Source organism: Citrobacter sp. Ce104 (genome assembly GCF_030334595.1).
Lineage (GTDB): Bacteria > Pseudomonadota > Gammaproteobacteria > Enterobacterales > Enterobacteriaceae > Citrobacter > Citrobacter europaeus.
Genome location: NZ_JAOWDP010000062.1, coordinates 167654 through 193975 on the forward strand (window position 1 = coordinate 167654; position 26322 = coordinate 193975).

Consider the following 26322-nt stretch of genomic DNA (forward strand, 5'->3'; position numbering starts at 1 on the left):
TAGAATAGCCTGTGCCTATTATAGAGATAAGACGTTACCTGTTTTGTTCACACCTCGTTGCAATCGAATGTTCTGAAAATGGAATATCTTCAGGTCGCGCAGAATTCTGAATTATTCATTATTTTCATTGGGATAGTTTTATTTTTAAAATATTGCCCAGCATTAAAACGTGATCGACCGCACGCTTTACTCACCAGACACCGAAGCGAATGTCTACGCTTAACTGACGAGCGGGCAATAGCCTTAATCTTTCAACGTCCATCGGAGGTCTTTCTCATTATGCTCAACCAGAAACTACCCCACGCCCCTTCTGAAGAAATGACGATCGACATCGATCTGCTTTATGAAATGGATCCGTGCGAGTTAAAGCTGGATGAAATGATTGAGGCGGAGCCTGAACCGGAGATGATTGCAGGGTTACCCGCCTCAGATGCGTTAACCCCCGCCGATCGTTACCTCGAACTGTTCGAACACGTTCAGTCGTCAAAACTGTTTGCAGATAGCAAAACCTTTCCCGATTGCGCGCCCAAAATGGACCCGCTGGACATTTTAATCCGCTATCGCAAGGTTAAACGCCACCGCGACTTTGATCTGCGACGCTTTGTCGAGAACCACTTCTGGCTCCCGGAAACGCCCTCCAGTGAATACGTTTCTGACCCGGAAAATTCGCTGAAAGAGCATATTGATCAACTGTGGCCAGTACTGACGCGCGAGCCACAGGATCACATCCCCTGGTCCTCCCTGCTGGCATTACCGCAGTCATACATTGTGCCCGGCGGACGTTTTAGCGAAACCTACTACTGGGACTCCTATTTCACTATGCTGGGCCTGGCCGAGAGCGGTCGCGAAGACCTGCTGAAATGTATGGCGGATAACTTTGCCTGGATGATTGAAAACTATGGTCACATCCCGAACGGTAACCGTACTTATTACCTGAGTCGCTCGCAGCCGCCAGTTTTTGCGCTGATGGTGGAACTGTTTGAAGAGGATGGCGTACGCGGCGCGCGTCGTTACCTTGATCATTTAAAAATGGAGTACGCGTTCTGGATGGATGGCGCTGACTCCCTGGTGCTTAACCAGGCCTACCGTCACGTGATCAGAATGTCTGACGGCTCTCTACTCAACCGCTATTGGGACGATCGCGACACGCCACGCGATGAGTCGTGGCTTGAAGACGTCGAGACCGCTAAGCATTCGGGTCGCCCACCCAATGAGGTGTATCGGGATTTACGCGCGGGCGCGGCCTCCGGCTGGGATTACTCCTCGCGCTGGCTACGCGACGCAGGCCGCCTTGCCAGCATACGCACCACTCAGTTCATCCCGATTGACCTGAACGCATTCCTCTACAAGCTGGAGAGCACTATCGCCAATATTTCGGCACTGAAAGGCGACAAAGAAACTGAAGCGCAGTTTCGCCAGAAAGCCAGTGACCGCCGCGATGCGGTGAACCGCTATCTCTGGGACGATGAAAACGGCTGCTATCGTGATTACGACTGGCGACGCGAGCAAATGGCCCTGTTCTCTGCCGCCAGTATTGTGCCGCTGTATGTCGGCATGGCAACCCATGAACAAGCCGACCGACTTGCCAATGCGGTGCGTAGCCGCCTGCTAACGCCTGGCGGGATTTTAGCCACGGAGCATGAAACCGGTGAGCAGTGGGATAAGCCCAACGGCTGGGCGCCGCTGCAGTGGATGGCGATCCAGGGTTTCAAACTGTACGGAGACGATCATCTCGGAGATGAAATCGCACGTAACTGGTTGAAAACGGTGAATCTCTTTTATCAGGAACACCATAAGATTATCGAAAAATACCACATTGCGGATGCCGCGCCGCGCGAAGGCGGCGGCGGGGAATATCCGTTGCAGGACGGCTTTGGCTGGACCAATGGCGTGGTGCGCAGACTCATCGGTCTGTATGGCGAGCCCTAGCGGCTGACGGTCTGAATCATCAGGCTGTCAGTTAATCGCATCATACAGTTCGGCGTGAATTTTCTGCCATTTCTTGTTTTCCGGGCTTGGCTGGGCGCGAACGCGCAGCTCGGCCTGTTCAAGATCATACTGCTGACGTGCGACGACCGCAGGCACTGAGCAAAAACTTTGCAGATAACTTTTGTGCAGCGAAGTGAGTGACGCCCCATTCGACATCGCATGGCTGAGCGTGGTCATAAACTGTCGGCATGGTTTGCTTTCGTCCATTTGCGAAGGGTAACGCAGCAGCAGCCTCAACACCTCGGTATTGCCCGCCGAGAACGCCTGCTCCGTCCATGCCAGCTTCCAGTCCATTCCGCCCTGCAGGAACAGAGACGTCACGCGGGTGTCATTGCGATCGATAGCCGCGCGCATGTTAAAGGCATCCCAGGTGATGCCCATTCGGGTTACCGCCTCCCGCGCGCTGGGGGCGTCACGTCGCGGTTCTTCCTGCACAATTTCAACGGATTGCCCGGATGGCGCCTGTGGCGCTGGCACAGTGAATAACCAGAACGCACCCAGCGAAATCGCCAGCACCATCACGCCTACCGCGACCCACAACATGCCGGAAATTAGCTGCTCACGTTCTTCCGCCGTGCGTTTGGTCCGCTTCTCCGGCGGATCGATACTGTCTGCGATTTCTTGTTTATCACCACCCGCCTGCTCGTCTTTTTGCTTTGCGGCTTCCCAAAACTGGCGAACCGTCGCCTCATCTGACTCCAGATACGACGCAGGATTAATGCGCGTACGCCGTTCTTCAAATGCTCGCTGCACAGAGTGAGTAATCTGACGGTACTGGTAATCCAGCAGCAACAGTTGTACTGAGGTTAGAGGTTGCTGCGCGATAACACAGTTACGGGCGAGGCGGCAATCATCCAGGAACATCCGCAGCGTGATACGTGGTTCAACAAACGACATGAGCACTGAGGTATCGTTAAAAATCTGGGTAAAGTGGCGTACGAATAATTTCTTATCGACGACCATCAGCGCCAGTTCGCTAAACATCATGCCGTCCAGCGCATCCCGGCTTTCCCCCAGTTTTAACCAGCGACGCAAGCGTTCACCGCCAAAGTGCTGTTTCAGGAAGCTGTTGAGCGGATGTTGATCCGGCCATACCCGCGCAATCAGGGATTTGAGGGTTAATTCTATTGCGCGAAGCTGACGCTGCGCCCGCATCTGTGCATCCGGTTCTGCACGTTCAATCTCGGTTGGATACTTCAGGATGGGCTGTTGCTGGCGCAACTGTTCCAGAGAGGCGACAAAACGCAGCGCAGAAATCAGTTGGTTTTCACTGACGTCCTGACCATTTTCATATTGGGGTACGCTCTGCTGAAGATGACGCAGGCGCAAAGTGAACTGGCTCAATTGCGCATCATTCATCTGCAACCGTCTGGCGACAACTCCCCAACCGCCCAGATTCAGTCGTGCCTGGTCAAGCTGCTCGAGAAACCAGCGTGGATCTTTCCCCTCTGCTACGTGCACACCCAGCATCAGCAATATTTCTACCGACGCCTGGCGGATTATCCCCAAACAATGTTCAAATGGTGTACATGTCGCCTGTAATGCGCTATTGGTCATTATCTTCCCTAAAAGGCCCCAAAAAGTACGGTCTCACAATAGTATGTAGTTATCTTTTTATAAACGCAGCGCTGTGACGCCGACCAAAACATATTCATATAGTAAATAAAAGTGTTTTACAGTGACTTCCGCACAATCATTGCAAATTATTCAGGGGATAAGCCAGTGCCTGTACTGCACACCTCGCGTCTCATCTGTCGCCCGCTGCAAGATGATGACTGGATTTTTGGCCTGTTAAAACATGAATATCAGCCGCCCGCGCCATAAGGCATATTGCTGTAAAAACTGGCTGGGTGGCAACTGGCGTAACGCTGAGCATTACTTAGAATAGGTCTCTTTGCACAGAGATTATTATGCCGCTGCGCTCGACGCCTTTCACGCCCGCCTGTGTCACATTTATTAAGCAATGGCAGGGCCTGTCGCTGGAAAAGTATCAGGACAAAAAGGGAATTTGGGTTATTGGCCACGGGCATGAAATCACTGCAAACGAAACCTTTGCTACCCCAATAACAGCGATGCAGGCAGAAACATTGCTGCTCGCGGATATGCGTATCTGCGAGGCATTCATCCATAAGGAAATGCCGCAAATAAAAGACAGGTTTCAGCTGGAAGCATTAATTATATGGATATTCAGCGTGGGGATTGCCCGATTTTGCGCTAAAGAAATCTGGCCGGTGGCTATTTCACAGCCAGAAACATTCTGACTGTGAAATATGTGCCCACTACATGGCGTCGTTTAACATCATTGCCGCCTGGGTACGGTTTTTTACCTCCAGGCGCTGATACAGCGATTCAAGATGGGCTTTTACCGTTCCGGTGCTGATATTTAACAATCGACCAATTTGTTTATTAGATTCTCCGGCGGCCAGCATCGTCAGAATCTCCCGCTGACGCGCGCTGAGCAATCTGATATTTTGCCCACCGCTTTCGGTAGCAGTTATGCAATCTCTGGGGATAAACATCATCCCCATCGCGACGCTATTGAGAGCCAGCGTGAAGGTTTCCGCGTCCGAATCACGCGGAACAATGGCCAGCACATTTAATTGCGTGACCTCCTGCAGCCACTTTTTACGGCAATCCGTTGCGGTTACCAGCACTTTTACCGTCGCAAAGCGTTCTGCTATCTGTTGCAGCAAGCTACGGCAGAACTCTGCATCAAGGTCGCCATCCAGCATAACCAACGCATCAGGGCTGTCTTCCAGCATCTGCCAAAGGTCATCTGCCTGACTGACACCCTGAACATCCACTCCTGGAATATGCTCTTGCAAACTTACATTCATTCCATGAATAAATATTGACTGCCTGTCAAACATTATTACCTGCATTATTTATCTCCGTCTGAATAAGATATTAGCCTTAACACGCGGAAGGGTATTACCCGAGGGGTAAAATAAGAAGCCACCATTTGGCGGAGGCCATTTTACCGATAGACGGAAAAGAAAAAAGGAGAAGTTATGAATAGTTACAGCTCAAACCAAAGAATCACACAAAGGATCAAAAACGGAGTCCAATATTAAGAAAATCCTTAATACTGGACGTTCAAAATCGGAACGTTAATATTAATTTTCAGAGTCTATATTCTTAGCTAAAAATAAGGAACTCACAATAACAGACAAATATGTTACAAAACGAAATGTCGCATCAAATGATCATCACCTGTGGTTTACCCGGGCAGTATTGCCGTATCAATCGACGCTAAAGATTGCAGGTGATTGCATTACTCCAATCAGCCCTTCAAGCGGAACGGGTCTGCATAAATAATACCCTTGTAAAAAATCACAGCGTTTTACGCGCAGATAGTCAGCCTGAGCCCGAGTCTCAACGCCTTCGGCAATCATGCGCAGATTCATCTTTTGCGCCAGCTCAATAAGCGTATCGATAATCCTGGTATCACCTCCCTCGCCAATCTGGCCGACAAACAGTTTGTCTATCTTGATGAACTCCGGTTCCAGCGCGTGGAGGTAACACAGATTCGAGTATCCCGTCCCAAAGTCATCTAACGCCACGGCGATATTGGATTTTCTCAACGAGGCAAACCACTCGCTTAACTGAGGGGTAAAGTGCAGAGGGCGTCTTTCGGTAATTTCGATAACCAGTTGAACCTGACCCGGGGCAAGTTTTTGCATGAGCGCCACGGCGTCCGATTCAAAGCGCGGATCGAGGCAGTTTTCGGGGCTCAGATTCAGGTTAAGGTAAAGTCCATTGGGGAAAAGAGGGAGTCGTGGCTGCAGATCGGCAATGACCTGCTGGATAAGTTGATGCGTCAGCGAGGCAATCAGGCCATGCTCCTCCGCCAGGGGAATAAATACATCAGGGGGAATAGTGCCATACAGGGGATGCGTCCATCGGGCGAGCACCTCAATACCTGCTATTTTACCCGTCTGGCTGTTAAAAATGGGCTGATACACTGGTCTGAACTGGCGCTGAGCAATGGCTGTCTTCAACGCTTTTACCGGCGCACAGGTAAGGAAACGGGCCAGCAAGCCACTGGCGTCAGAGAATAATGTCGGGAGTTGCCTGGTTATGGTAATCATCACGAGCCTCAAGCGTGCGGCAGCCGGTCCAGAACAGCCGCACGGCAATCATCAGAACTTGACCCAGTCGTCCTGGTCGTTAGAGGAAGGACGTACCATCGAGGTCTGCCTGACGGTGTTCCCACCCTTTTCCTTGTGGTTTCGCGCAATGGCGCTTTGATCGTTCGACACGCGGAAAATCGACACCACTTTTTCAAGTTGTACGGCCTGTTCCTCCAACGAGCTGGCCGCTGCTGAAGACTCTTCAACCAGAGCAGCGTTTTGTTGGGTGGTGGTATCCATCTCCGCCATGGCCTGCGCAATTTGCGAAATCCCGCGGCTTTGTTCATCGGTCGCGGCGGCAATTTCATTCATGATATCGCGCACCTGAGACACGGAAGTCTCAATCCTGGTCATCGCAACGCCCGCGCTCTCCACCAGGTGAAAACCGTTATCCACATACACCACGGACTCATTAATCAGGTTTTCAATCTCTTTTGCTGACTGAGCGCTGCGTTGGGCAAGCGTACGCACTTCAGCCGCAACCACGGCGAAACCTTTCCCCTGATCGCCCGCACGGGCAGCTTCTACCGCGGCATTGAGCGCCAGAATATTAGTCTGGAAAGCAATACTGTTAATGACGGTGGTGATTTCAGAAATACGGTGCGAACTGTCGCGCACGCTCTTCATGGTCTCAATCACCTGCAGTGAGATCGTGCTTCCTTCCGTCGCGTTCTGTGAGGCTTCATCCGCCAGCAGTCGCGCATGGTTAGCATTTTCAGCGTTCAGCGCGACGGTCGAGGTGAGCTCTTCCATACTGGCGGCAGTTTCCACTACCGCGGCAGACTGTTGCTCAGTGCGGGCCGATAAATCCATATTCCCCGCCGCAATTTCTGAGGACGACCTGGCAACACTATCCACGCCGTCACGCACATCGTTAATGATGTTTTTCAGGTTGCTGTTCATGGTGGAAACCGCCTGCATGAGCAGGCCCGGCTCATCACGACGCGTACTGGTCAGGGTGCTGGTTAAATCCCCCCTGGCGATAAGCTCCGCCACGCGCAGGGTTTCGTTCAGCGGACGAGTAACGGATAAGGTAATCCCCATTGCCAGCAGGACGCCCAGCGCGATACCAATAACGGCGACTATGCCCATCTGCAGTTGGACGCTCTCTACCGTATCGGTGACCTTTTTCTGCTGCATGCTAAATAAGGTCTGAATCTCCTGGGTCAGCGTGACCGCTTTGCCGGTCAAGGTATCGGAGAGCGCTGCCTGTTGATCCCAAACGCTTTTGTAATTGACCAGCTCAGCCGCTACGCTCTGCATGTTTTCACGCCCGGACTGCAACCAGACCTTTTGATCTTCAGAAGCAACCGACAGCAGTTGCCCGGTATCGGACTTTGCCGTCTCCAGACGTTTGCGGATCCCATTCATTAACTCATCTGTCGGATGCTGTTTATACAGCGACATCTGTGAGTCAATGTCACTCATGATAAATGCGATTTGCGCCGCAACAAGCGCATGTTGGGCGTCCAGCGTACCATTCCGGCTCAGCGTTGAAGCCAGCTCAGAGTTATCGCACAGTCCCTGGGTATTCAGTTTTTGTTCGCTGATTTTCTTTTCAGAAAGCGCTTTCGTAAAGGGTTCAAGGCTCGCAACGTAGCTATTGACTGCATTTACCGTATCGTCCAGCGCCTTTTTCCCCTCCTGGGACCAGGACAACGTATCCATCTCAACGGCAATACCCTGCATGCGTTTGGTGGCGGCGTTGATTTGATCCAGATATTTCTGGTCCAGCGTATACTGAAAATTCGTGCGTCCCAGGCGTACCTCGGACAGCGCGTTAAACAGATCGGTGGTATGTCCGTTTTTTCTCACTTTGTCCTGGATATTTGCCAAACCAAACAAGCCCGAAACCAGAATAGCAAGCGTAACAAGCAGGACGATTGAAAATCCAAAGAATAATTTCTTACTGACTTTTAAATTGGTAAACCGATTAATTATGCCCATATATTACCCCAGAGTCGGTATATACCGAACAACAATGCTATTTAACGAACATTAATAGAAAATAGATATAGAAAAGGTAACGATAAAAAAAAGCCCCTCACACCTGCGTGCTCAGGGCAAATACCTGGGTTGACATCACTCACTCAGGTTATCTGTCTTCTCCCTTTTTTTAACGGCGTGAGTCGGGAGTTCGCTCACTCTATAATAAACGGGGATGACATCAGGATAATTGATAATATACCCCCGCCCTCTTATATTAAGAATAAAATCCCTGGGTAACCCCAGCAGGCTAAGTTTATTATTAAGATTGTGCAGAACCTGCCATAATCTTTGCGTGGAGGGGCTCAGACTGTGCGCCTCCCAGATTTTTTCAAATAACTCTTCTTTCGTTACCGGCTGGCTCCTGGCATTCATTAATAAATACAGGAAAAGCCTTAACATTGTTTCATTAAAATAAATTGACGCAAAAGCGAGGCTTTTCTCGGTATGGCTACCTGTAAGCCGATACAGTCGGCGATTAGAAATGTCAAAATGAATTTCATCACCGATCATAAATCCATATAGACGATAGCCCATATCTTATACCCACGTTAAATGAAGACTAACATGCACCTCTACATATAAGCGTTGAGATAATCCATACCGTTTATGTGGTGGATTATATGGCTGCTATGAATGCTTTCCAATCCACAACCCGATGTACTATAAGGAACCGGTCGTTTAGCATTCGTTTATGGTAGATTAGAAGTTATAAATTAAATTCACGGTTTATTATTCTTCATATGTGAAATTTTCAGAGTATGTACCCTGTTTGCGCATAAGCGATCGAACACTCAACTTTTAATGTCGAATTTTTATAATTCTAAAGAATTAAATCCTTACCCCCCTGACTCGCTGTATCGTCTGCTCCCTTTATCACATTGACGCCACGATAAGAGCAATCGGCCACAAGAAGCAGTGATATTTTTTGATTTATACTGAATCATAGCGCACAACTTGAGGGGAAACGCGTGAAACACGCTGACAGATATAACGATAATTATTTGATTTACAAACTAAAAAATCTGAATCAGAAGTTTTACGCGCAAGCCAGTTAAACATCGCGGACAATCCGGCCCCTGAACGGCCGCAAATGGTCATGTCATGAATAAAGTGTTTCTGATAAACGAAACGGTAATATTTGAACCGGAACTTCGCCGCCTTGGGTCATTAGCGAGTTACCCGGAACGCGCGGTCACTCTGCATGGCCCGGTAAATGAATGCCTGGCGCAACTACTTGAACACAATGGAGAAGTACTTACACAACGTTATCTTTTCTCTGCCGTATGGGAAAAGCAGGGAGCGGTTGTCACGACCAATGCGCTTTATCAGACGATTTCATCCATCCGCAAAGCGCTGAAGGCGGCGGGTCTGGCTGATGATGTGGTAAAAACGCTGCCCAAGGCGGGCTTTAAGTGTATCGCCCGGGTTGTTGCGGGTGAGCGGGACAATTTTATTAAACCGCAGAAAATATCTGCCGACCCCGTTTTAATCGCACCATCATCTGAACAAACAGAAGCATTTGTCGAGGCCACTAAAACATCACCAAAGCGTTTGTGGCCGTACTGGGTAGCTCTCCTGCTGTTTATTCTCTCCTGCAGCGTCCTTTATCAGACCTGGAAATATGAAGAGCCCATTTTTGCTCGCTATCACCCTGTTGGCCAAATGAACGGATGCACGGTTTTCTCTTCCTGGTACGATCGTGACAAAAGCCAAAGCGCATTTGAAGCGTTGTCCGGTCGCTATCCATTCAGTTGTCATGAAGGCGAAAATGCTTATTTAACCCTCAACCATGCGCAGCGTGGTGTAACGGTGTTAATTTGCGATAATAACCCACAAAAGAGCGCCACACGTTGCCGCTCCATTTATTACAAGCAGCAATATAATGAAAATAAATAAGGGTCTTCTAATCTGGTCGCTGATTGCTCTGGCGATTGCGGCACCGCTATTGGCCGCCATTTATATTCAACATCAGCGAGCGAATTTTAGCTGTGAGATCCACACCGCCATTGTGTATGACAATTCGGTACTGGATATGATCCTGGACTTTAATCTTAATAACGGTAATGGTAACTATGAAGCCGTGGGGGAATATACAGAAGATGGCGCTCAGTCTCAGTCCGTCAGTAATAAAGTGACGTTTAAATACTGGCATGAGGATGGGGAAGTGATCATGGTTTCTGATGAAACAAATCCACTCCCGAAGAAGAATGAATTCTTCAGAACGTTTATCCCCGATTTCTTTCAGCACCGCGATCGCGGGATCAGATTTCAGATAATACCGGCAAACGCCACCAGCTATATTTTTAACTATGATAGCGCGCCAGTTTTCTATTGCTCCAAAGGCTGACCAAAAGAGGGTCGATTACAGGAACATCCCGCCAGAGACTTCGATACGCTGCGCCGTCATCCAGGCCAGCTCATCGCTGAGCAACGCAGCAATAGCGTCGCCAATATCATCCGGTAACCCAACGCGCCCCAACGCCGTTTGCGATGCGATGTACGCATTCAGTTGCGCATTATCCCGCACGTTTCCGCCGCTAAAATCCGTCTCTATTGCGCCAGGCGCTATAATATTCGCCGTAATACCGCGCTCGCCCAGCTCTTTTGCCTGATAACGGGTTAACACCTCCATCGCGCCTTTCATGGCAGCGTAAGCGCTGTAGCCTGGCAGCGCAAAGCGCGCCAGCCCGGTCGAAACATTAAGGATCCGTCCACCGCTGTTGATCAACGGCAGCAGGTTCTGCGTCAGGAAAAAAGGACCTTTAAAATGGATGTTCAAAAGCTGGTCAAATTGCGCTTCGGTGAACGCCGGATACGGTGCGTTAATGCCAATCCCGGCATTGTTCAATAAATAATCAAAGGTGTCGCTTTGCCAGTGCGTCCGTAGGGTTTCCTGCACCTGTTTAGCAAACTGTGGGAAAGTCGAAATATCGCCGACATTCAACGGCAATGCCGCTGCTTTACTGCCAGATTGGCGGATCTCCTCCACAACCTGCTGCGCTTCTTTTTCATTGCTGTTCCACGTCAGGATGATACCAATTCCTTTACTCGCCAGCTTCAGCGCCGCGTTTTTACCGAGTCCACGGCCGCCGCCGGTCACCAATGCGATACGTTGCGTCATAAGAAACCTCATTTCAGGTGTTGTTAAAATTGAGATAAAGCTTATTAGGTGGTAGAAAAACAATAAATACCGCTGACTGCGCATTACTGTTTCATTTAGAACAACAATAGGGCATGAGAATGGATAAAATTCACGCAATGCAGTTGTTCATCCGCGTCGCAGAACTGGAGAGCTTTTCGCGCGCGGCAGACACCCTCGGACTTCCTAAAGGTAGCGTATCGCGCCAAATCCAGGCCCTGGAAAATCATCTGGGCACGCAGTTGTTGCATCGCACTACCCGTCGCGTTCAGCTCACGCAAGACGGCATGATTTATTACGAACGTGCGAAAGATCTGTTGAGCAACCTGGATGAACTGGATGGGCTATTTCATCACGATCCGGCCAGCATCAGCGGCAAGCTGCGCGTCGATATGCCGGTTGGCGTGGCGAGAAATCTGGTGATGCCCCGCTTACCGACCTTCTTGCATCAATATCCGGGCCTTGAGCTCGAACTCAGCAGCAGCGACCGTCTGGTGGATTTGATCCGCGAAGGCTTCGACTGTGTAGTACGCGTGGGAACGCTGAAAGATTCAGGGTTGATTGCACGCCCGCTGGGAAAACTCACCCAGATTAACTGCGCCAGCCCACAATATCTCGCCCGCTTTGGTTATCCGGAAAGCCTCGAAGATTTAGCCTCCCATGCGGTGGTGCACTACTCGGTCAATTTGGGAACGCGTGCGCAAGGCTTCGAAGTGGCGACAGACAACGGTGCTAAATGGGTTAAAACCGGCGGTATGCTGACGGTGAACAGTACCGAAACGTATCATGCGGCATGTCTTGCCGGTCTGGGCATTATTCAGGTACCGCGCGTGGGTGTACGTGAAGCCCTGCGCGCCGGTACACTGGTCGAAGTATTGCCGCAATATCGCGCCGAGCCATTACCGGTTTCATTGCTCTATCCGCATCGCCGCAACCTCTCCCGCCGGGTACACCTGTTTAAGGAATGGTTGACCGGCGTGATGAAAGACTACGTGGACTGACAAGCTATACTGTCTTGAGAATGAATAAAACAAGGATTACTGCCCTGATGACGCAGGAAAAAGAAATTAAACGCCCCATTCAGGAACTTGAGCACGCACCGATCCCAAAAATTGAGACCCAGGAGCGTAAAAAAACAGAAACCGACGGTACGACCAATCAGGCGTTGAAAACCGCCCTGACCTTCGCCGATAAAATTCAACGTCAGCCCGTCATCGCCCATATGATTCGTGCTGCAGAGCGTTTTAATGACCGCATGGGAAACCAGTTTGGCGCCGCCATCACCTACTTCTCGTTTCTGTCGATGATCCCCATTCTGATGGTGTCGTTTGCCGCCGCAGGTTTTATTCTCGCTTCGCACCCTACGCTGTTGCAGGATATCTTCAGCAAAATTCTGCTCAACGTCAGCGACCCGACGCTCGCCTCCACGTTGAAAAACACCATCAATACCGCCGTTCAGCAACGTACCACCGTGGGTCTGGTCGGGCTTGGCATTGCGCTCTATTCCGGAATTAACTGGATGGGCAATCTGCGCGAAGCGATTCGTGCCCAGTCGCGGGATGTCTGGGAGCGTACCCCACAGGATCAGGAAAAAATTTGGGTCAAATATCTGCGTGATTTTGTGTCCTTGATTGGCTTATTGATTGCGCTGATTGTTACTCTGTCCATTACCTCCATCGCCGGTTCCGCCCAGCAGATGATTATCTCTGCGCTGTATCTCGACGGTATCGACTGGTTGAAGCCCGCCTGGCGACTGATCGGCCTGGCCATTTCTATTTTCGCCAACTACCTGCTGTTCTTCTGGATTTTTTGGCGGCTACCGCGTCACCGACCGCGTAAGAAAGCGCTCATTCGCGGTACGTTTATCGCGGCGCTGGGGTTTGAAGTCATCAAAATGATCATGACGTACACGCTGCCATCGCTGGTCCAATCACCGTCAGGCGCGGCATTTGGTTCCGTGCTTGGACTGATGGCATTTTTCTACTTCTTCGCCCGTCTGACGCTGTTTTGCGCAGCCTGGATTGCCACGGCGGAATACAAAGACGACCCGCGAATGCCGGGTAAAACCCACCGCTAATCTTTGTTAACTGGCCGGATGGTGCTGCGCTTATCCGGCCTACGGGTGAGTTTGTAGGCCGGATAAACGCAGCGCCATCCGGCAATTATAATGCCGCCTGTTCTCACTGATTTAGTGAATAAATCCAGCCTGTAACTTTTATTTAACCAAAAACCAGTTTTATCATCCAAGTTTTAAATTTTGTGAAGCATTTCATGGAAGTGAAATCTCCAGCCTAAAAATTATCCACTTTTTGCTCCATTTTTGACCAACGCCAAGGTTTGTTACAGATTGAAATGTCTCTTTTGCTGTGCGTAATATGACCTTTCGTTCGACCTAAAATAAGAAAATATTATGCAAGCAACAGCCACAACGCTCGACAACGAACAGGAACATACCCCGGTCAACTCGCGCAATAAAGTCGTCGTCGCCTCGCTCATTGGCACCGCCATTGAGTTCTTCGACTTCTATATTTACGCCACCGCTGCGGTAATCGTGTTCCCGCATATCTTCTTCCCCCAGGGGGATCCGACCGCTGCTACGCTGCAGTCGCTCGCCACCTTTGCTATCGCCTTTGTCGCACGGCCGATCGGTTCCGCTGTGTTCGGCCATTTTGGCGATCGCGTAGGGCGCAAAGTCACGCTGGTTGCTTCGCTACTCACCATGGGGATCTCGACGGTTGTCATTGGCCTGCTGCCGGGCTATGAAACTATCGGCATTTTCGCCCCGCTGCTGCTGGCTCTGGCGCGTTTTGGCCAGGGGTTAGGTCTGGGTGGTGAATGGGGTGGTGCTGCGCTGCTGGCGACGGAAAACGCACCGCCGCGTAAACGCGCGCTGTACGGATCATTTCCGCAGTTGGGCGCGCCTATCGGCTTCTTCTTCGCCAACGGCACTTTCCTGTTGCTCTCCTGGCTGCTGACCGACGAGCAGTTTATGAGCTGGGGTTGGCGCGTGCCGTTCATCTTCTCTGCGGTGCTGGTGATTATCGGTCTGTACGTACGCGTCTCGCTGCATGAATCTCCGGTCTTCGCCAAAGTGGCTGCGGCGAAAAAACAGGTGAAAATCCCGCTGGGAACCCTGCTGACAAAACATGTCCGCGTGACGATCCTCGGCACGTTCATCATGCTGGCGACCTATACGCTGTTCTATATCATGACCGTCTATTCGATGACGTTCAGCACCGCTGCAGCGCCTGTAGGGCTTGGCCTGCCGCGTAATGAAGTGTTGTGGATGCTGATGATGGCGGTTATTGGCTTTGGCGTTATGGTGCCGGTGGCGGGTCTGCTGGCCGACGCGTTTGGTCGTCGCAAGAGCATGCTCATCATCACCACGCTTATCATTCTGTTTGCGTTGTTTGCCTTTAAACCACTGCTCGGCTCTGGCAATCCGGTGCTGGTTTTCGCCTTCCTGTTGCTGGGCTTGAGTCTGATGGGACTGACATTTGGTCCGATGGGCGCGCTGCTGCCGGAGCTGTTCCCGACCGAAGTGCGCTACACGGGGGCATCGTTTTCATACAATGTTTCATCGATTCTTGGCGCTTCCGTTGCCCCTTACATTGCCGCATGGCTGCAGGCGAATTACGGTCTGGCGGCGGTCGGTACGTATCTGGCATCGATGGCGGCGTTAACGCTGATTGCGCTGCTGTTAACCCACGAAACCCGCCATCAGTCATTGTGATTCTATTGCCGGATACGGTGTAACCACCGCATCCGGCCAGACGTCACTTCTTCATCTGCGACAGGATCGTCCGGCACTGATTCGCGTCACTCTCTGACGGCGAAATCAGCGCCAGCAAGGCCGCCGCTGGCGTCACCAGTGTTGCCAGCGCGGCAGCAACCGCACCGCGCGCAATCAGCGGCCCGGCCTTCACGCCAGCCTGCGGATCCTTAAAGGTGCCGCGAACATACAGCGGCGAACGCAGCGTAATAATACGAATGCCTTTGCTCTCTGGATCGATGGTTAAATCCAGTTGCTCCGACGCAAAGCTCGCCGTACCGGTGACATTGATGACCGCGTTTTCCGTGTCGAAAGCAAAAATCTGCGGACGCGCCACGCCGTTCACAATATCCAGATTCGCCGCCGCGCAGTTCACCCGCACCTCGTCATCACCAAATATCTGCCCGACGATATAGTTACCCAGATTCAAGCCCACAATTTCCATCAGATTCCGGCTGATCAAACCATCGTTCATCAGTAGCTTGAGGTTGCCATTGCTGTTACCAAGCAGCGCAGCGACCGAGTTTCCGCTCCCACTAAACCTGGCGTCACCATTCATTTCACCAAGCGTTTTTTGCATCAGTTCCACATCCGGCATCAGCGCTTTAAGCTTCAGGCGGCGAGCCTGGATATCCGCCTGCCCCCGCATCGGCTTTTTATCCCCTTCCAGATGGATGCTGGAAACAATGCTGCCGCCCGCAAGACCGAATTTCAGCGGCTGCAGGCGCAGGTCGGCATTTTTCAGGATGATATGGGTGGAGAGATCGCTGATCGGCAGGCTGCTGCCGTGCTCAATACGCCGTCCTTTGAAACGCACGTCAGCGTCCATCACGTTCCATTTGTCGGTTTCAAAACGGTCATACGGCAAGACCTTGCCCGCAGGTTGAACGCTCTTCTCACCTTTGCGCTGTTCAGATTGTTTTGCCCGTTCTGCCCCTTTGCCTGAATCCACACCGATCAACGGACCCAAATCAGCCAGCCTCAGTTGGCGAGACTCAACATCCCCCTTCAGCATGGGTCGCGGTTTACCGGTGGTATAGGCCAGCGTTCCGTGAATATCGCTATCGCCAATGCGGCCATTAAAATCGCGATAATCAAAAACAGAGGATTTTTCCGGGTCGATTTTTGCCACCAGACGCCCGTCGGTTTCAAACGGCGGCGTATCCGGGAGCAGTACGCCGGTCAAATCGTACAAATCCCCTAGCGAATCTCCCGAGAATTTAAGCCGCAGATCCGCCCCGCCCATGTTCAACGGATCGTTTATCGTGCCGATAAACGCCACGCGCGTATTGCCCGAACGGAAATCAGCCTGAATCGGGAAAGGGGTATTTTCACCACGCAGCGCCAGCATTCCGCCTATTTTCCCGCTACCGCTTAGCGGTTCGCCGTTATATCGCCCTTGCGCTTTCAGCCCAAATACGTAGTCCTCGACGCGGGCGTTGCTCTCTTTACCCTTTGCGCCGGTCACTTCGCTAAAGGGCAACGGTTTACCCAGCGGATCGACCAGGATCTCAAGCTCTGACTTCGTCACCTTATCGTTAATGGCGATACGTCCCTGATCGAACAGAATGTTATCCAGCCGGAACGACCACGCGGATGGCGGCGCATTGGGATCGCGATTTTCATCCCCTGCTAAGTTAAAGGTCCAGTTATTGTTTTTCTCCGACAGGCGGATAAGCCGCGCATCGGGTTTGACCAGCTTGATCCACGGGAGCCAGACGGTTTTTGTCAGCAGCGCCAGTGGGGCGAGCGTGGCTTCAACGCGCGGGAGATGCACCATGGTAACGTCAGGAATATCTGGCGGGTTGCCAAGGATAATATCTTCGGCATGGATATGCGGCCACGGAACCCAGCTACGCCAGCCGGTTTCCTGCTGCTGACGCTGCCAAACCACGCCCAGATCCCCTCGTATGGCGAAGGGCCGGTTGAGTTCTGTAGAGACTTTCTGGTTGATGGTCGGTTTGAGCCGGTTCCAGTCAAATGTCGCAATCACAATGATGAGTACGACGATCAACAACAAGAAAACCCCTATTACTGAAGTGGTTATTTTACCTGTTCTCGTCATGTCTAACCTCCTTACTTCCTTCCTTGCCTGTCCTAAAGATAGTCCAGTAGAAGAAAAGGAGGCGCTCTACATCCTCATCAAAGCGACAGAATAACGTCTTCGAGGGTATCCAGGGGCACTGGACGAGAGAGAAAATAGCCTTGGGCCGCGAAAGCCGGTGAGTTTTGCACATCACGCCACTCTTCCAGCGTTTCGACACCTTCAACAATTACGCCGCGGCAATAGCGGTTCATCAGCTGTAACAGTAGCGTGAAGAGATTGCGGCCTTCCGGCGTCTGGCGCAGCATGACAAACAGATCCCGCGCCACTTTGATATAGTCGTAACTCACTTCGCTCAGGGCCGAGAAGTTCGCCATACCGGTACCGAAATCATCCAGCCAGAGCGGGCCAAATTCGCACATTGAGGCGAACGACGAGCCCTTCGGCAAACGGATATGCTCCACCAGTTCAAAGCGCAGCCACGGCAGGCATTCGATGATTTTCAGGATATCGGGATCCTGGCGCATGGCAATAAGTGTTGGCCCGTCGACATTCACTGATGCCAGCAGATTATTGACCCGGAAAAACGCTGCTTTTTGTTCAAGCTGTAAAAGCTGCTCTTTCACCACATCGACACGATGTCGGACGGCGACTTCGGCAAAATAGCGGTCTGGCGCGATGCGTTGGGAGGGGTTTTCAGGATGGCTCACGACGGTCAGCAGCTCAACGGCCATCAGCCGACCGTTGGTCTGGTAAATCGGCTGGTAGGTGTAAGCACGCTCGCACTGCAGCCAATAGCGTCTCTCCTGCAAGCTTTCAATACTCGCATCGGGCGTAATTAGCTGCTGGGTAACCTGCTTTATCATTTGAGATGTCCTGTAAATAAGAGTGTGACTGACCGGACTCGTCAAAGGTTATCGGCGCTCAGGCGCAGAACTTTACGTTCAGCCGTACGCAAAATAGAAACTAAGCGGCAAAAAACGACGCAGAACACGTGCTGGCTCAAAAAAATAATGGAACGATGTTTTAATATAGTTGACCACTTAACACCCACAGCGCACACTAACGCTAATTTTTTTCAGAGCAGGTTACGACTATGTCCAGAAAGATTGCCGTGATTGGCGAATGCATGATTGAGCTGTCACAGAAAGGCGCTGACGTTCAGCGCGGATTCGGTGGCGACACGTTGAATACATCCGTTTATATCGCCCGTCAGGTCGATGCTGCGGCACTTTCCGTACACTATGTGACTGCACTGGGTACCGACAGTTTTAGCCAACAAATGTTGGAATCCTGGCAGGGCGAAAACGTCGATACCTCATTAACTCAGCGCATGGAAAACCGCCTGCCGGGCCTCTATTACATTGAGACCGATAGCACCGGCGAGCGCACCTTCTATTACTGGCGTAATGAAGCCGCCGCAAAATTCTGGCTGGAGAGCGAACAGTCCACCGCGATTTGCGAAGAGCTGGCGACATTTGACTATCTGTATCTGAGCGGAATCAGCCTGGCGATTTTAAGCCCGGCAAGTCGTGACAAGCTGCTGTCATTGCTGCGTGAATGCCGTGCCAACGGTGGAAAAGTCATTTTTGACAATAACTACCGTCCACGCCTGTGGAGCAGTAAAGAAGAGACCCAGCAGGTGTATCAGCAGATGCTGCAATGCACCAATATTGCGTTCCTGACGCTGGACGATGAAGACGCGCTGTGGGGTGAAAAACCCGTTGCCGAGGTGATTGCCCGTACTCACGCTGCTGGCGTTCAGGAAGTGGTTGTGAAGCGCGGCGCAGACTCTTGCCTGGTTTCCATTGCAGGCGAAGAACTGATCGACGTTCCGGCCGTAAAACTGCCGAAAGAGAAGGTGATCGATACCACCGCTGCGGGAGACTCCTTCAGCGCCGGGTATCTGGCGGTACGTCTGACCGGTGGCGATGCTGCTGATGCCGCAAAACGCGGCCATCTGACGGCAAGCACCGTCATTCAGCATCGTGGGGCGATTATCCCCCGCGACGCCATGCCGCAATAACGTGTTGTTCTTGTAGGCCGGGGGCGCTTAGCTTGCCCGGCCTACAGGTTTACTGTACCGGCGGGATGTCCGACACTTCAGGATGTGATTCATCCGTCTCAACCGAGGTTGCCGCTGCGGTAACCGGCGCCATAATGCTATCCCACGTCGCCTGCAGATCCTTCATATTGAATTCAGGTTCACCCTTTGGCTGCAGCAGGATTAACGCCATGTCTTGCGACAATTGCTGACGCAGGTCCTGATTCAGCATCTCAACGCTCAGGCTGTTCAGGAAGCTCTGGCGTAAACGCTGATACTGTTCAGGCGCAATATCCACCACCTGATTTTGCAGCGAGCGCAAACGCTGGCTGATCAAAATATCGGTATCGGTGCGACCATAGGTGGCAAACAGCTTCTGCAGTTCCAGATTCTTTTGCGCCACCAGCGCATTAAACTCTTCTTCCGGCAGCCCCTTATCACGCACTTTGGCCAGCTCACGCGCAACCGTACCGAGGTTCGCATTCAGCTTACCGTTCGGTGATTCAACGTTGATGGCGCACTGCGCGCGCAGGAACAGCACCCGACAGTCGAATCCAAGGCCAATGTCTTTGGCATTGTTTTTGGTGAGCTCCTGCTGAATGTGCCAGAACAACGCTTCGCGAGCTAAATCAGCGCGCCAGTAACGTAGCAGTGCGGCAGATTCACGGATCGGCTGCCACGGCGTATCCCACATAATAGACAGACGATCCTGACGTACCGCATCAGTCATGATGCTCACAGCCTCTGCACGCAGCGGAGAGAGCGTCGGTACCGGCGCCGGGGTTTCGCGTTTACCTTTTAACTCGCCAAAGGTTTTGTTGATTTGCTCAGCCACGCTGCGCGCATCTACGTTACCGACAATAATCAGCGTCATCGCATCCGGGGTATACCATTTCTGGTAGAAGGACTGGATTTTCGTCGCATCGACAGGCGTTTTCAGCGGATCGGCTGGATCGTGACCCAGCAGCGTCGATCCCTTCAGACGATAGCGCCACCATCCCTCTTTGGTATCTGACGGCCAGGTTGCCACCATGTCTTCACTACTCAGCGCATGATTGACCGTTTCAGGGGTAATGCTCAAATTGCCGGAAATATTGGCCAGATATGAAAGCGACTCTTTCAGCAGATCGTTACGGCTGTTAGGCAGACTGAGGTTATACAGCGTGGAATCATAGGAAACGATAACGGGCGGCATGGGACGTTTGGGATCGAACCCCTGCTGCCAAAGTGAACGGGCTTGCGTGGCGTCGAGGCCGCCGCTTTGCGTCAGCGCGATACGTGGGATCGCATGGCTGAAACCACTCTGTTGCGTACTTTCGGTGAGTGAACCGGTATTAACCAGCAGGCGAACCTCAATACGGTCGCTGGGGCGCTGGGGAGTGGCCAAGACTTGCCACTGTAAACCATTTGCCAGCGTACCCTGTTGCCACGCCGGGTCAGGCTGGAGCGCATCTGCCTGCACATAGCCGGCAGTGGCCATCATCAGCAAGCCGCCCGCTAAAAGTCGAATTTTTGTGCCCTGCATGTGAACCCCTGATCAACTATCCTGGAAATAAAAAGACAGCCCGTGAAAGGACTCTCTGAATATGACGTTAAAAACACTTCGTGTTAGACCGCAAGAACATAAAAATGTCACGGAGGAAGTGAAAAAATCCCGACGCCGCCGAATCGGCAGTTTCAGGCACAGGGGGTAATTATGCGCAAACACCCGCAGTCCTGGAAGGGACTACGGGCATAAGTGACGAGATTAAGAGGATAAATCGTGCGTTTTGCCATCCGGCGCACGGTTATTCAACGTATCATCCAGCTTTTTGGTGTCCAATTCTTTCACCCATTTAGCCACAACGACAGTTGCCACACCGTTACCAATCAGGTTGGTCAGCGCACGGGCTTCAGACATGAAGCGGTCAATACCGAGAATCAGCGCCAGACCTGCAACCGGCAAATGCCCCACCGCAGAGATAGTCGCGGCCAGAACAATAAAGCCACTCCCGGTCACACCCGCAGCACCTTTTGAGGAGAGCAGGAGCACTACCAACAGGGTTATCTGATGGAAGATATCCATATGGCTGTTGGTGGCCTGTGCGATAAACACCGCCGCCATCGTCAGATAGATTGATGTCCCATCAAGGTTAAACGAGTAGCCCGTGGGTATAACCAATCCGACAACCGACTTCCGACAGCCCAGTTTTTCCATCTTATCGAGCATGCGCGGTAGCGCGGACTCGGAAGAGGAAGTCCCCAGAACGATCAGCAGTTCTTCACGGATATAGCGGATGAATTTAAAGATACTGAAGCCGGTTGCGCGCGCAATTGAGCCCAGCACCAGCACCACGAACAAAATACAGGTGATGTAGAAGCAGATGATCAACTGACCCAGTTGGACCAGCGTCCCGACGCCATATTTACCGATGGTAAAGGCCATGGCACCGAAAGCACCGATCGGCGCCAGGCGCATGATCATATTGATGATGCCGAAAATAACCTGTGAGAAACTTTCAATCACGTTGAAAATCATCTGGCCTTTGCTACCCAGACGATGCAGCGCAAAACCAAACATTACTGCAAACAGCAATACCTGCAGGATGTTACCGCTGGCAAACGCGCCAATGACGCTCGCCGGGATAATATCCATCAGGAAACCTACGATCCCCTGGTCTTTTGCCTGCTCTGCATACATTGCAACCGCTTTGGCATCCAGCGTCGCCGGATCGACGTTCATCCCGGCACCGGGTTGCACCACGTTGACGATGATAAGGCCGATGATCAGCGCAATCGTACTGACAATTTCAAAATAAAGCAGTGCAACCGCACCGGTGCGGCCTACGGCTTTCATACTTTCCATGCCTGCAATGCCGGTAACGACAGTACAGAAGATGACAGGTGCGATGACCATTTTGATGAGCTTAACGAAAGCATCACCAAGCGGCTTCATTTGTGCGCCTAATTCAGGATAGAAATGGCCAAGGAGAATACCTATGGCAATTGCTGTCAGGACCTGAAAGTAAAGGCTTTTGAATATAGAGGTTTTCATAGGGTGTCCTTAAAGTAAAAACCACAGGTCTTGTAAGGTTTTGTTTAACCTGCGGCCTTAAAGTAACACCCACTCAACATGACAGAAATGCACCTGGATCATAATTGATACAAAAATGTTAAAAATTTTGAGCTGGCTCGCACAAGCGAGACCTTTTTTAACTTTTGTAATCAGCGTTTTCCGGCGTCAGATAACGTTCTTCGAAGATATTTGCCGGGACCGGCCTTGCAAACAGGAACCCTTGCGCCACTTCAACTCCGGCCTGTGATAACCATTCTCGTTGCGCTTCGGTTTCGACGCCTTCGGCGATCATCTGCAAATTAAGGCTATGAGCCAGCTGAATAATGGCGGAGATCATGCTGCAATCTTCAGGAACGCCATCGACAAACATCTTATCGATTTTAAGTACATCTACCGGTAACGACTTCATATGTTGCAGCTGTCGCAGACCGGCATACCCCATGCCAAAATCGTCCAGTGCGATACGCACGCCTGCGTTGCGCAGCGGGCGTAAAATAGCCACAGCGGCATTAGGATCATCAATATGCCGGCTTTCGGTCACTTCCAGAATCAACGTCCCTGGCTTGATGCGATAGCGATTTAACAATTCCAGCAGATCCGACACCATACTCGGGTGCATCAGCTGTAGCGCAGACAGGTTCACCGACAGAGGCAGCATCAGGCCGCGTTCCTGCCAGGCTGACAGCTGGCGGCATGTCTCTTCCAGCACCCAGTAACCGACCGTTACCATCAGACCACAGGACTCAATCCTGTCGATTAACCCTTCTGGCAGCTCCCAACTTCCGTCCGGCTGCTGCATTCGCAATAATGCTTCTGCGCTCAATACCTTTCCGCTGGACATCTCCACCTGCGGCTGCATCCAGAGCGCAAACTGACGGTTATCCAGCGCGGTAAGAATATCGTTCTCTTCCGTCAAACGCTGCTGCGCCTCTTCCATTTGCAACGGATCAAAGAACTGAATCTGGTTTTTACCCTTGTGGCGCGACGTTAACACGGCTGAGAGCGCCCGGCGGTATAGCTGTTCTGCGGTCAAATCGCCATTAAACATCGCCACCCCAATGTTGCAGGCAGGACGGAGTTGAATACCCTGAATCGGTAATCGCTCATTAACGATAGTAAGTACTTGCTGACCTAACGTAATCGCGTGCCAGGGCTCTTTTACGCCATGTGCGAGGATGGCAAAGTCATAGCCGCTCACCTGGGTAAGCACCATTCTGGGGGCCAATACTGACTTCAGCTTTTCCACCAGCGTAAGCAACAGGATTTCCCGCTGGGTCTCGGATAACACCCCCGCGGTATCACGCAGGGTTTCGCAGGTGACAATCATCAGCGCCGTCGTCTGCTGGCGGGTAACAACCTGCTCCAGCAGTTCCATCAGAAACGACTTGTTGGGCAGTTCGGAAACCGGGAACCGCATTGAATTGTCGCTTTGTTCTTCACTGTGGCGCTGAATCAGCTGCTGATTGAGGTTGTAGCTACGCACCAGCAGGCCAATCTCATCATCCTGATGCAGACGCGGCAGCGTCAGCTGATAGCCAATCAGATTCTGTTGGGGAATATCGTTTAACTCACGTGCTATTTTACGTAATGGATGCAAAATCAATCGGTTAATACACCATGAGATGGCTATTGTGAGGATTAACGATAGAAGTAAGTAAATGGTCACTAACGTTGAGAGCGTACTCATCACGAACTTATACATGCGGTAAGAATCCGCCTGCAGCACCAGATACGCCAGCGGTTGCGGGTTCGCAGAACGCTCAAGAGAATAGACCGGTAGCGAGATTTGTACCGGAAGCTCAAACAGACGGGTCACCGTAACCGGAACCGGACGCTCAGGGATAAAGCTCATGCGCAACGCCTGAAACTGATTGGGCAGCACCACATCGGCACGACTGACCACGCCTGCAGGCCGAATACTTCGTAAAATGGCTTCCGCTTCGGGAATATCCCCTTTCAGGATTGTGCCCGACAGAGGCTCACGGACGGAGCGAGCGATACTTTCCAGTTGCGTAGCCGTGTTATAGCGGTTCTGCTGGACCAAATGGAACAACAAAACGGTGCAAAAAATAAACACAAACACCATGACAACGGCCGCAACCATTGCCATCTGCTTAATTGTTAACGAGCGACTGACACGCAAACTGACTCTCCACGGATAGACGAAACTGCCGTCAGAGTATACCCGATCGTAGCGGTATTAAGAGAGGCGGTATCTGAAAACTTCCCAGCATGCATTATCGCGACAGGATAGGCACCTGACGACGAGATTTATCTGCATTTAAGCCGAAAAAGGCCGCAAGGTCGCCCCTGCGGCCTGGTTCGGGCGCATGTTGCCATCGCGGCAAACAGACGCCCACAAAGCGCATTACTTCCTGTTACGCAGCCAGCTCACAATCAGGCTGGCAATAATGCCAGCGATGACTGGAGCCGCTAAATCGTGCCAGAAGGCCACGCCTAACTGTGCGAGCGTCATATAGCCGCCTGTGTTGCAATGGCAACTGTTCACGGCTATCCTTGAGTTGTTCAGGTTCAAGTCAGCCCCCGTTTTGTTGCCAGGTTTATACCGAACAACGTGCGGGGGTTTTCTCTTTCCAGCAACCGATGCCGCCGGGGATCAAGCCCCCGCAACATTGCGCCTCACCGGGAATTCCCGGCTTGCCGCTGATTCTACGGTAGCCCACTTGCCATATCACTGCGCAATATTCCGCTCTGCGTAGCGCCTCGCATTTCACCCTTTTTTCTCGCCAGTACGCTGGAAAGATTCTTGCCAGTTGGCAACATTCCTGCCGACTATCAATCCAGGAAAACACATAACCCATTGATATCTATTAATTCAATTTCTGGCACAGCGATTGCTATTTGACTGTGAGCTGTTCTGTTCCGAATTAAAGGAGATATCATGTCTGACTGTCGTACTTACGGATTCAACACCCAGATCGTTCACGCGGGGCAACAACCCGACCCTTCAACTGGCGCGCTCAGTACGCCTATTTTCCAGACTTCAACGTTTGTTTTTGACAGCGCCGAACAAGGTGCCGCCCGCTTTGCGCTCGAAGAGTCCGGGTACATTTACACCCGCCTGGGTAACCCCACCACCGATGCGCTGGAGAAAAAGCTGGCGGTACTGGAAAGAGGTGAAGCCGGGCTGGCAACCGCGTCCGGTATTTCTGCCATCACCACAACGCTGCTGACGTTATGCCAGCAGGGCGACCATATTGTTTCCGCCAGCGCGATTTACGGCTGTACCCACGCGTTTTTGTCGCACAGCATGCCGAAGTTTGGTATTAACGTCAGCTTTGTCGATGCGGCTAAGCCTGAAGAAATTCGCGCCGCCATGCGTCCGGAAACCAAAGTGGTGTATATCGAAACACCCGCTAACCCGACGCTCTCATTGGTTGATATTGAAACGGTGGCCGGCATTGCCCATCAGCAAGGCGCATTGCTGGTGGTGGATAACACCTTTATGTCGCCCTACTGTCAGCAGCCTTTGCAACTGGGCGCAGACATCGTGGTGCACAGCGTCACTAAATACATCAACGGCCACGGGGACGTGATTGGCGGCATCATTGTCGGCAAGCAGGAGTTTATCGACCAGGCTCGGTTTGTTGGGCTGAAAGATATCACCGGCGGCTGCATGAGTCCGTTCAACGCCTGGTTGACGCTGCGCGGCGTTAAAACGCTGGGTATTCGTATGGAGCGCCACTGTGAAAACGCGTTGAAAATCGCCCGCTTCCTTGAAGGGCATCCGTCCATTACCCGGGTCTATTATCCTGGCCTGTCTTCGCATCCGCAGTATGAGCTGGGCCAGCGGCAGATGAGCTTGCCAGGAGGAATCATCAGCTTCGAAATCGCTGGCGGCCTCGAGGCTGGCAGACGGATGATCAATTCTGTAGAATTGTGCCTCCTCGCGGTCAGTCTCGGTGATACCGAAACCCTCATTCAGCACCCAGCGTCTATGACACATTCGCCCGTTGCGCCAGAGGAGCGGCTTAAAGCAGGTATTACCGACGGGCTTATCCGTCTTTCTGTGGGTCTTGAAGATCCAGAAGATATTATTAACGACCTTGAACACGCCATCAGAAAGGCAACATTCTGACCATTATGACCTGAACCGACGCAGATCGGTTCAGGTTGTTGAGAATCAAGGCACAACA

Annotated in this window: 21 protein-coding genes; 9 read left to right on the plus strand and 12 right to left on the minus strand. The window is 51.8% G+C overall.

Annotated elements, in window-relative coordinates:
• Window positions 1-279: 279 nt before the first annotated feature.
• Window positions 280-1929, plus strand: a complete 1650-nt coding sequence (locus OGW16_RS09085) for an alpha,alpha-trehalase (RefSeq protein WP_043018647.1) — start codon at window positions 280-282, stop codon at window positions 1927-1929.
• Window positions 1930-1956: 27 nt separating this feature from the next.
• Here OGW16_RS09085 and OGW16_RS09090 read toward each other — a convergent pair whose 3' ends face one another.
• The gene (locus OGW16_RS09090; protein ID WP_080625986.1) at window positions 1957-3546 is read right to left on the minus strand and encodes an STY4199 family HEPN domain-containing protein; all 1590 of its coding nucleotides are present in this window, start codon (window positions 3544-3546) and stop codon (window positions 1957-1959) included.
• Between the two features lie 353 nt (window positions 3547-3899).
• Between OGW16_RS09090 and OGW16_RS09095 the strand changes: the two genes are divergently transcribed.
• Window positions 3900-4250, plus strand: coding sequence for a glycoside hydrolase family protein (locus OGW16_RS09095; protein ID WP_043018649.1), 351 nt, complete (start codon window positions 3900-3902; stop codon window positions 4248-4250).
• 18 nt (window positions 4251-4268) lie between these two features.
• Here OGW16_RS09095 and OGW16_RS09100 read toward each other — a convergent pair whose 3' ends face one another.
• From OGW16_RS09100 to OGW16_RS09115, 4 genes are all read right to left on the minus strand, one after another.
• Entirely contained in the window at window positions 4269-4871 is a 603-nt protein-coding gene (locus OGW16_RS09100) for a helix-turn-helix transcriptional regulator (protein ID WP_043018650.1), read from the minus strand.
• Between the two features lie 360 nt (window positions 4872-5231).
• Complete coding sequence (locus OGW16_RS09105; RefSeq protein ID WP_286518326.1) at window positions 5232-6080, minus strand: EAL domain-containing protein; 849 nt, start codon at window positions 6078-6080, stop codon at window positions 5232-5234.
• A gap of 51 nt (window positions 6081-6131) precedes the next feature.
• Window positions 6132-8069 carry a methyl-accepting chemotaxis protein gene (locus tag OGW16_RS09110; RefSeq protein ID WP_286518328.1) on the minus strand — a complete coding sequence of 646 codons (1938 nt, stop codon included), beginning with the start codon at window positions 8067-8069 and terminating at the stop codon, window positions 6132-6134.
• A 135-nt stretch (window positions 8070-8204) separates the two neighbouring features.
• Window positions 8205-8645 carry a winged helix-turn-helix domain-containing protein gene (locus tag OGW16_RS09115; RefSeq protein WP_043018653.1) on the minus strand — a complete coding sequence of 147 codons (441 nt, stop codon included), beginning with the start codon at window positions 8643-8645 and terminating at the stop codon, window positions 8205-8207.
• Window positions 8646-9212: 567 nt separating this feature from the next.
• Here OGW16_RS09115 and OGW16_RS09120 point away from each other — a divergent pair.
• Together OGW16_RS09120 and OGW16_RS09125 are read left to right on the plus strand one after the other, a co-directional pair.
• Window positions 9213-10007: a winged helix-turn-helix domain-containing protein gene (locus tag OGW16_RS09120; protein ID WP_051642800.1), complete on the plus strand. Its 795-nt coding sequence runs from the start codon at window positions 9213-9215 to the stop codon at window positions 10005-10007.
• Window positions 9994-10458 (plus strand): YqeJ family protein, encoded by a 465-nt coding sequence (locus tag OGW16_RS09125; protein ID WP_043018654.1) that lies wholly within the window; start codon window positions 9994-9996, stop codon window positions 10456-10458. Before OGW16_RS09120 ends, OGW16_RS09125 begins: the two co-directional genes overlap by 14 nt.
• Window positions 10459-10473: 15 nt before the next feature.
• Here the strand turns inward: OGW16_RS09125 and OGW16_RS09130 are convergent, their stop codons facing one another.
• Complete coding sequence (locus OGW16_RS09130; protein ID WP_286518330.1) at window positions 10474-11232, minus strand: SDR family NAD(P)-dependent oxidoreductase; 759 nt, start codon at window positions 11230-11232, stop codon at window positions 10474-10476.
• Between the two features lie 119 nt (window positions 11233-11351).
• Between OGW16_RS09130 and OGW16_RS09135 the strand changes: the two genes are divergently transcribed.
• The 3 genes from OGW16_RS09135 (at window position 11352) to OGW16_RS09145 (ending at window position 14983) form a co-directional block, all read left to right on the plus strand.
• Window positions 11352-12251 carry a LysR family transcriptional regulator gene (locus OGW16_RS09135; RefSeq protein WP_286518332.1) on the plus strand — a complete coding sequence of 300 codons (900 nt, stop codon included), beginning with the start codon at window positions 11352-11354 and terminating at the stop codon, window positions 12249-12251.
• Between the two features lie 47 nt (window positions 12252-12298).
• Window positions 12299-13327 (plus strand): inner membrane protein YhjD, encoded by a 1029-nt coding sequence (gene yhjD / locus OGW16_RS09140; protein WP_087050777.1) that lies wholly within the window; start codon window positions 12299-12301, stop codon window positions 13325-13327.
• 333 nt (window positions 13328-13660) lie between these two features.
• The gene (locus tag OGW16_RS09145) at window positions 13661-14983 is read left to right on the plus strand and encodes an MFS transporter (protein WP_003023312.1); all 1323 of its coding nucleotides are present in this window, start codon (window positions 13661-13663) and stop codon (window positions 14981-14983) included.
• A gap of 43 nt (window positions 14984-15026) precedes the next feature.
• On the opposite strand, the gene OGW16_RS09150 is transcribed toward OGW16_RS09145, so the two are convergent.
• A complete protein-coding gene (locus OGW16_RS09150; protein WP_047408021.1) occupies window positions 15027-17087 on the minus strand; it encodes an AsmA family protein in 2061 nt (686 codons plus the stop codon).
• Between the two features lie 77 nt (window positions 17088-17164).
• A complete protein-coding gene (gene pdeH, locus OGW16_RS09155) occupies window positions 17165-17932 on the minus strand; it encodes a cyclic-guanylate-specific phosphodiesterase (RefSeq protein ID WP_172862488.1) in 768 nt (255 codons plus the stop codon).
• Between the two features lie 230 nt (window positions 17933-18162).
• Here pdeH and kdgK point away from each other — a divergent pair, with 230 nt between their 5' ends.
• Window positions 18163-19092, plus strand: coding sequence for a 2-dehydro-3-deoxygluconokinase (kdgK, locus tag OGW16_RS09160; RefSeq protein WP_172862489.1), 930 nt, complete (start codon window positions 18163-18165; stop codon window positions 19090-19092).
• A gap of 49 nt (window positions 19093-19141) precedes the next feature.
• Here kdgK and OGW16_RS09165 read toward each other — a convergent pair whose 3' ends face one another.
• The 4 genes from OGW16_RS09165 to OGW16_RS09180 all read right to left on the minus strand — a co-directional run bounded on the left by OGW16_RS09165 (window position 19142) and on the right by OGW16_RS09180 (window position 24641).
• Window positions 19142-20635: a M16 family metallopeptidase gene (locus OGW16_RS09165; RefSeq protein WP_043018661.1), complete on the minus strand. Its 1494-nt coding sequence runs from the start codon at window positions 20633-20635 to the stop codon at window positions 19142-19144.
• A gap of 222 nt (window positions 20636-20857) precedes the next feature.
• Window positions 20858-22144 (minus strand): C4-dicarboxylate transporter DctC, encoded by a 1287-nt coding sequence (dctA, locus tag OGW16_RS09170; RefSeq protein WP_003827429.1) that lies wholly within the window; start codon window positions 22142-22144, stop codon window positions 20858-20860.
• Window positions 22145-22301: 157 nt separating this feature from the next.
• Entirely contained in the window at window positions 22302-24308 is a 2007-nt protein-coding gene (gene hmsP, locus OGW16_RS09175) for a biofilm formation regulator HmsP (RefSeq protein ID WP_047408009.1), read from the minus strand.
• Between the two features lie 225 nt (window positions 24309-24533).
• Window positions 24534-24641: a type I toxin-antitoxin system toxin Ldr family protein gene (locus OGW16_RS09180; RefSeq protein WP_043018663.1), complete on the minus strand. Its 108-nt coding sequence runs from the start codon at window positions 24639-24641 to the stop codon at window positions 24534-24536.
• A 426-nt stretch (window positions 24642-25067) separates the two neighbouring features.
• On the opposite strand from OGW16_RS09180, the gene megL reads away from it, so the two are divergent.
• Window positions 25068-26264, plus strand: coding sequence for a methionine gamma-lyase (gene megL, locus OGW16_RS09185; protein WP_003023295.1), 1197 nt, complete (start codon window positions 25068-25070; stop codon window positions 26262-26264).
• The last annotated feature ends 58 nt before the right edge of the window (window positions 26265-26322 follow it).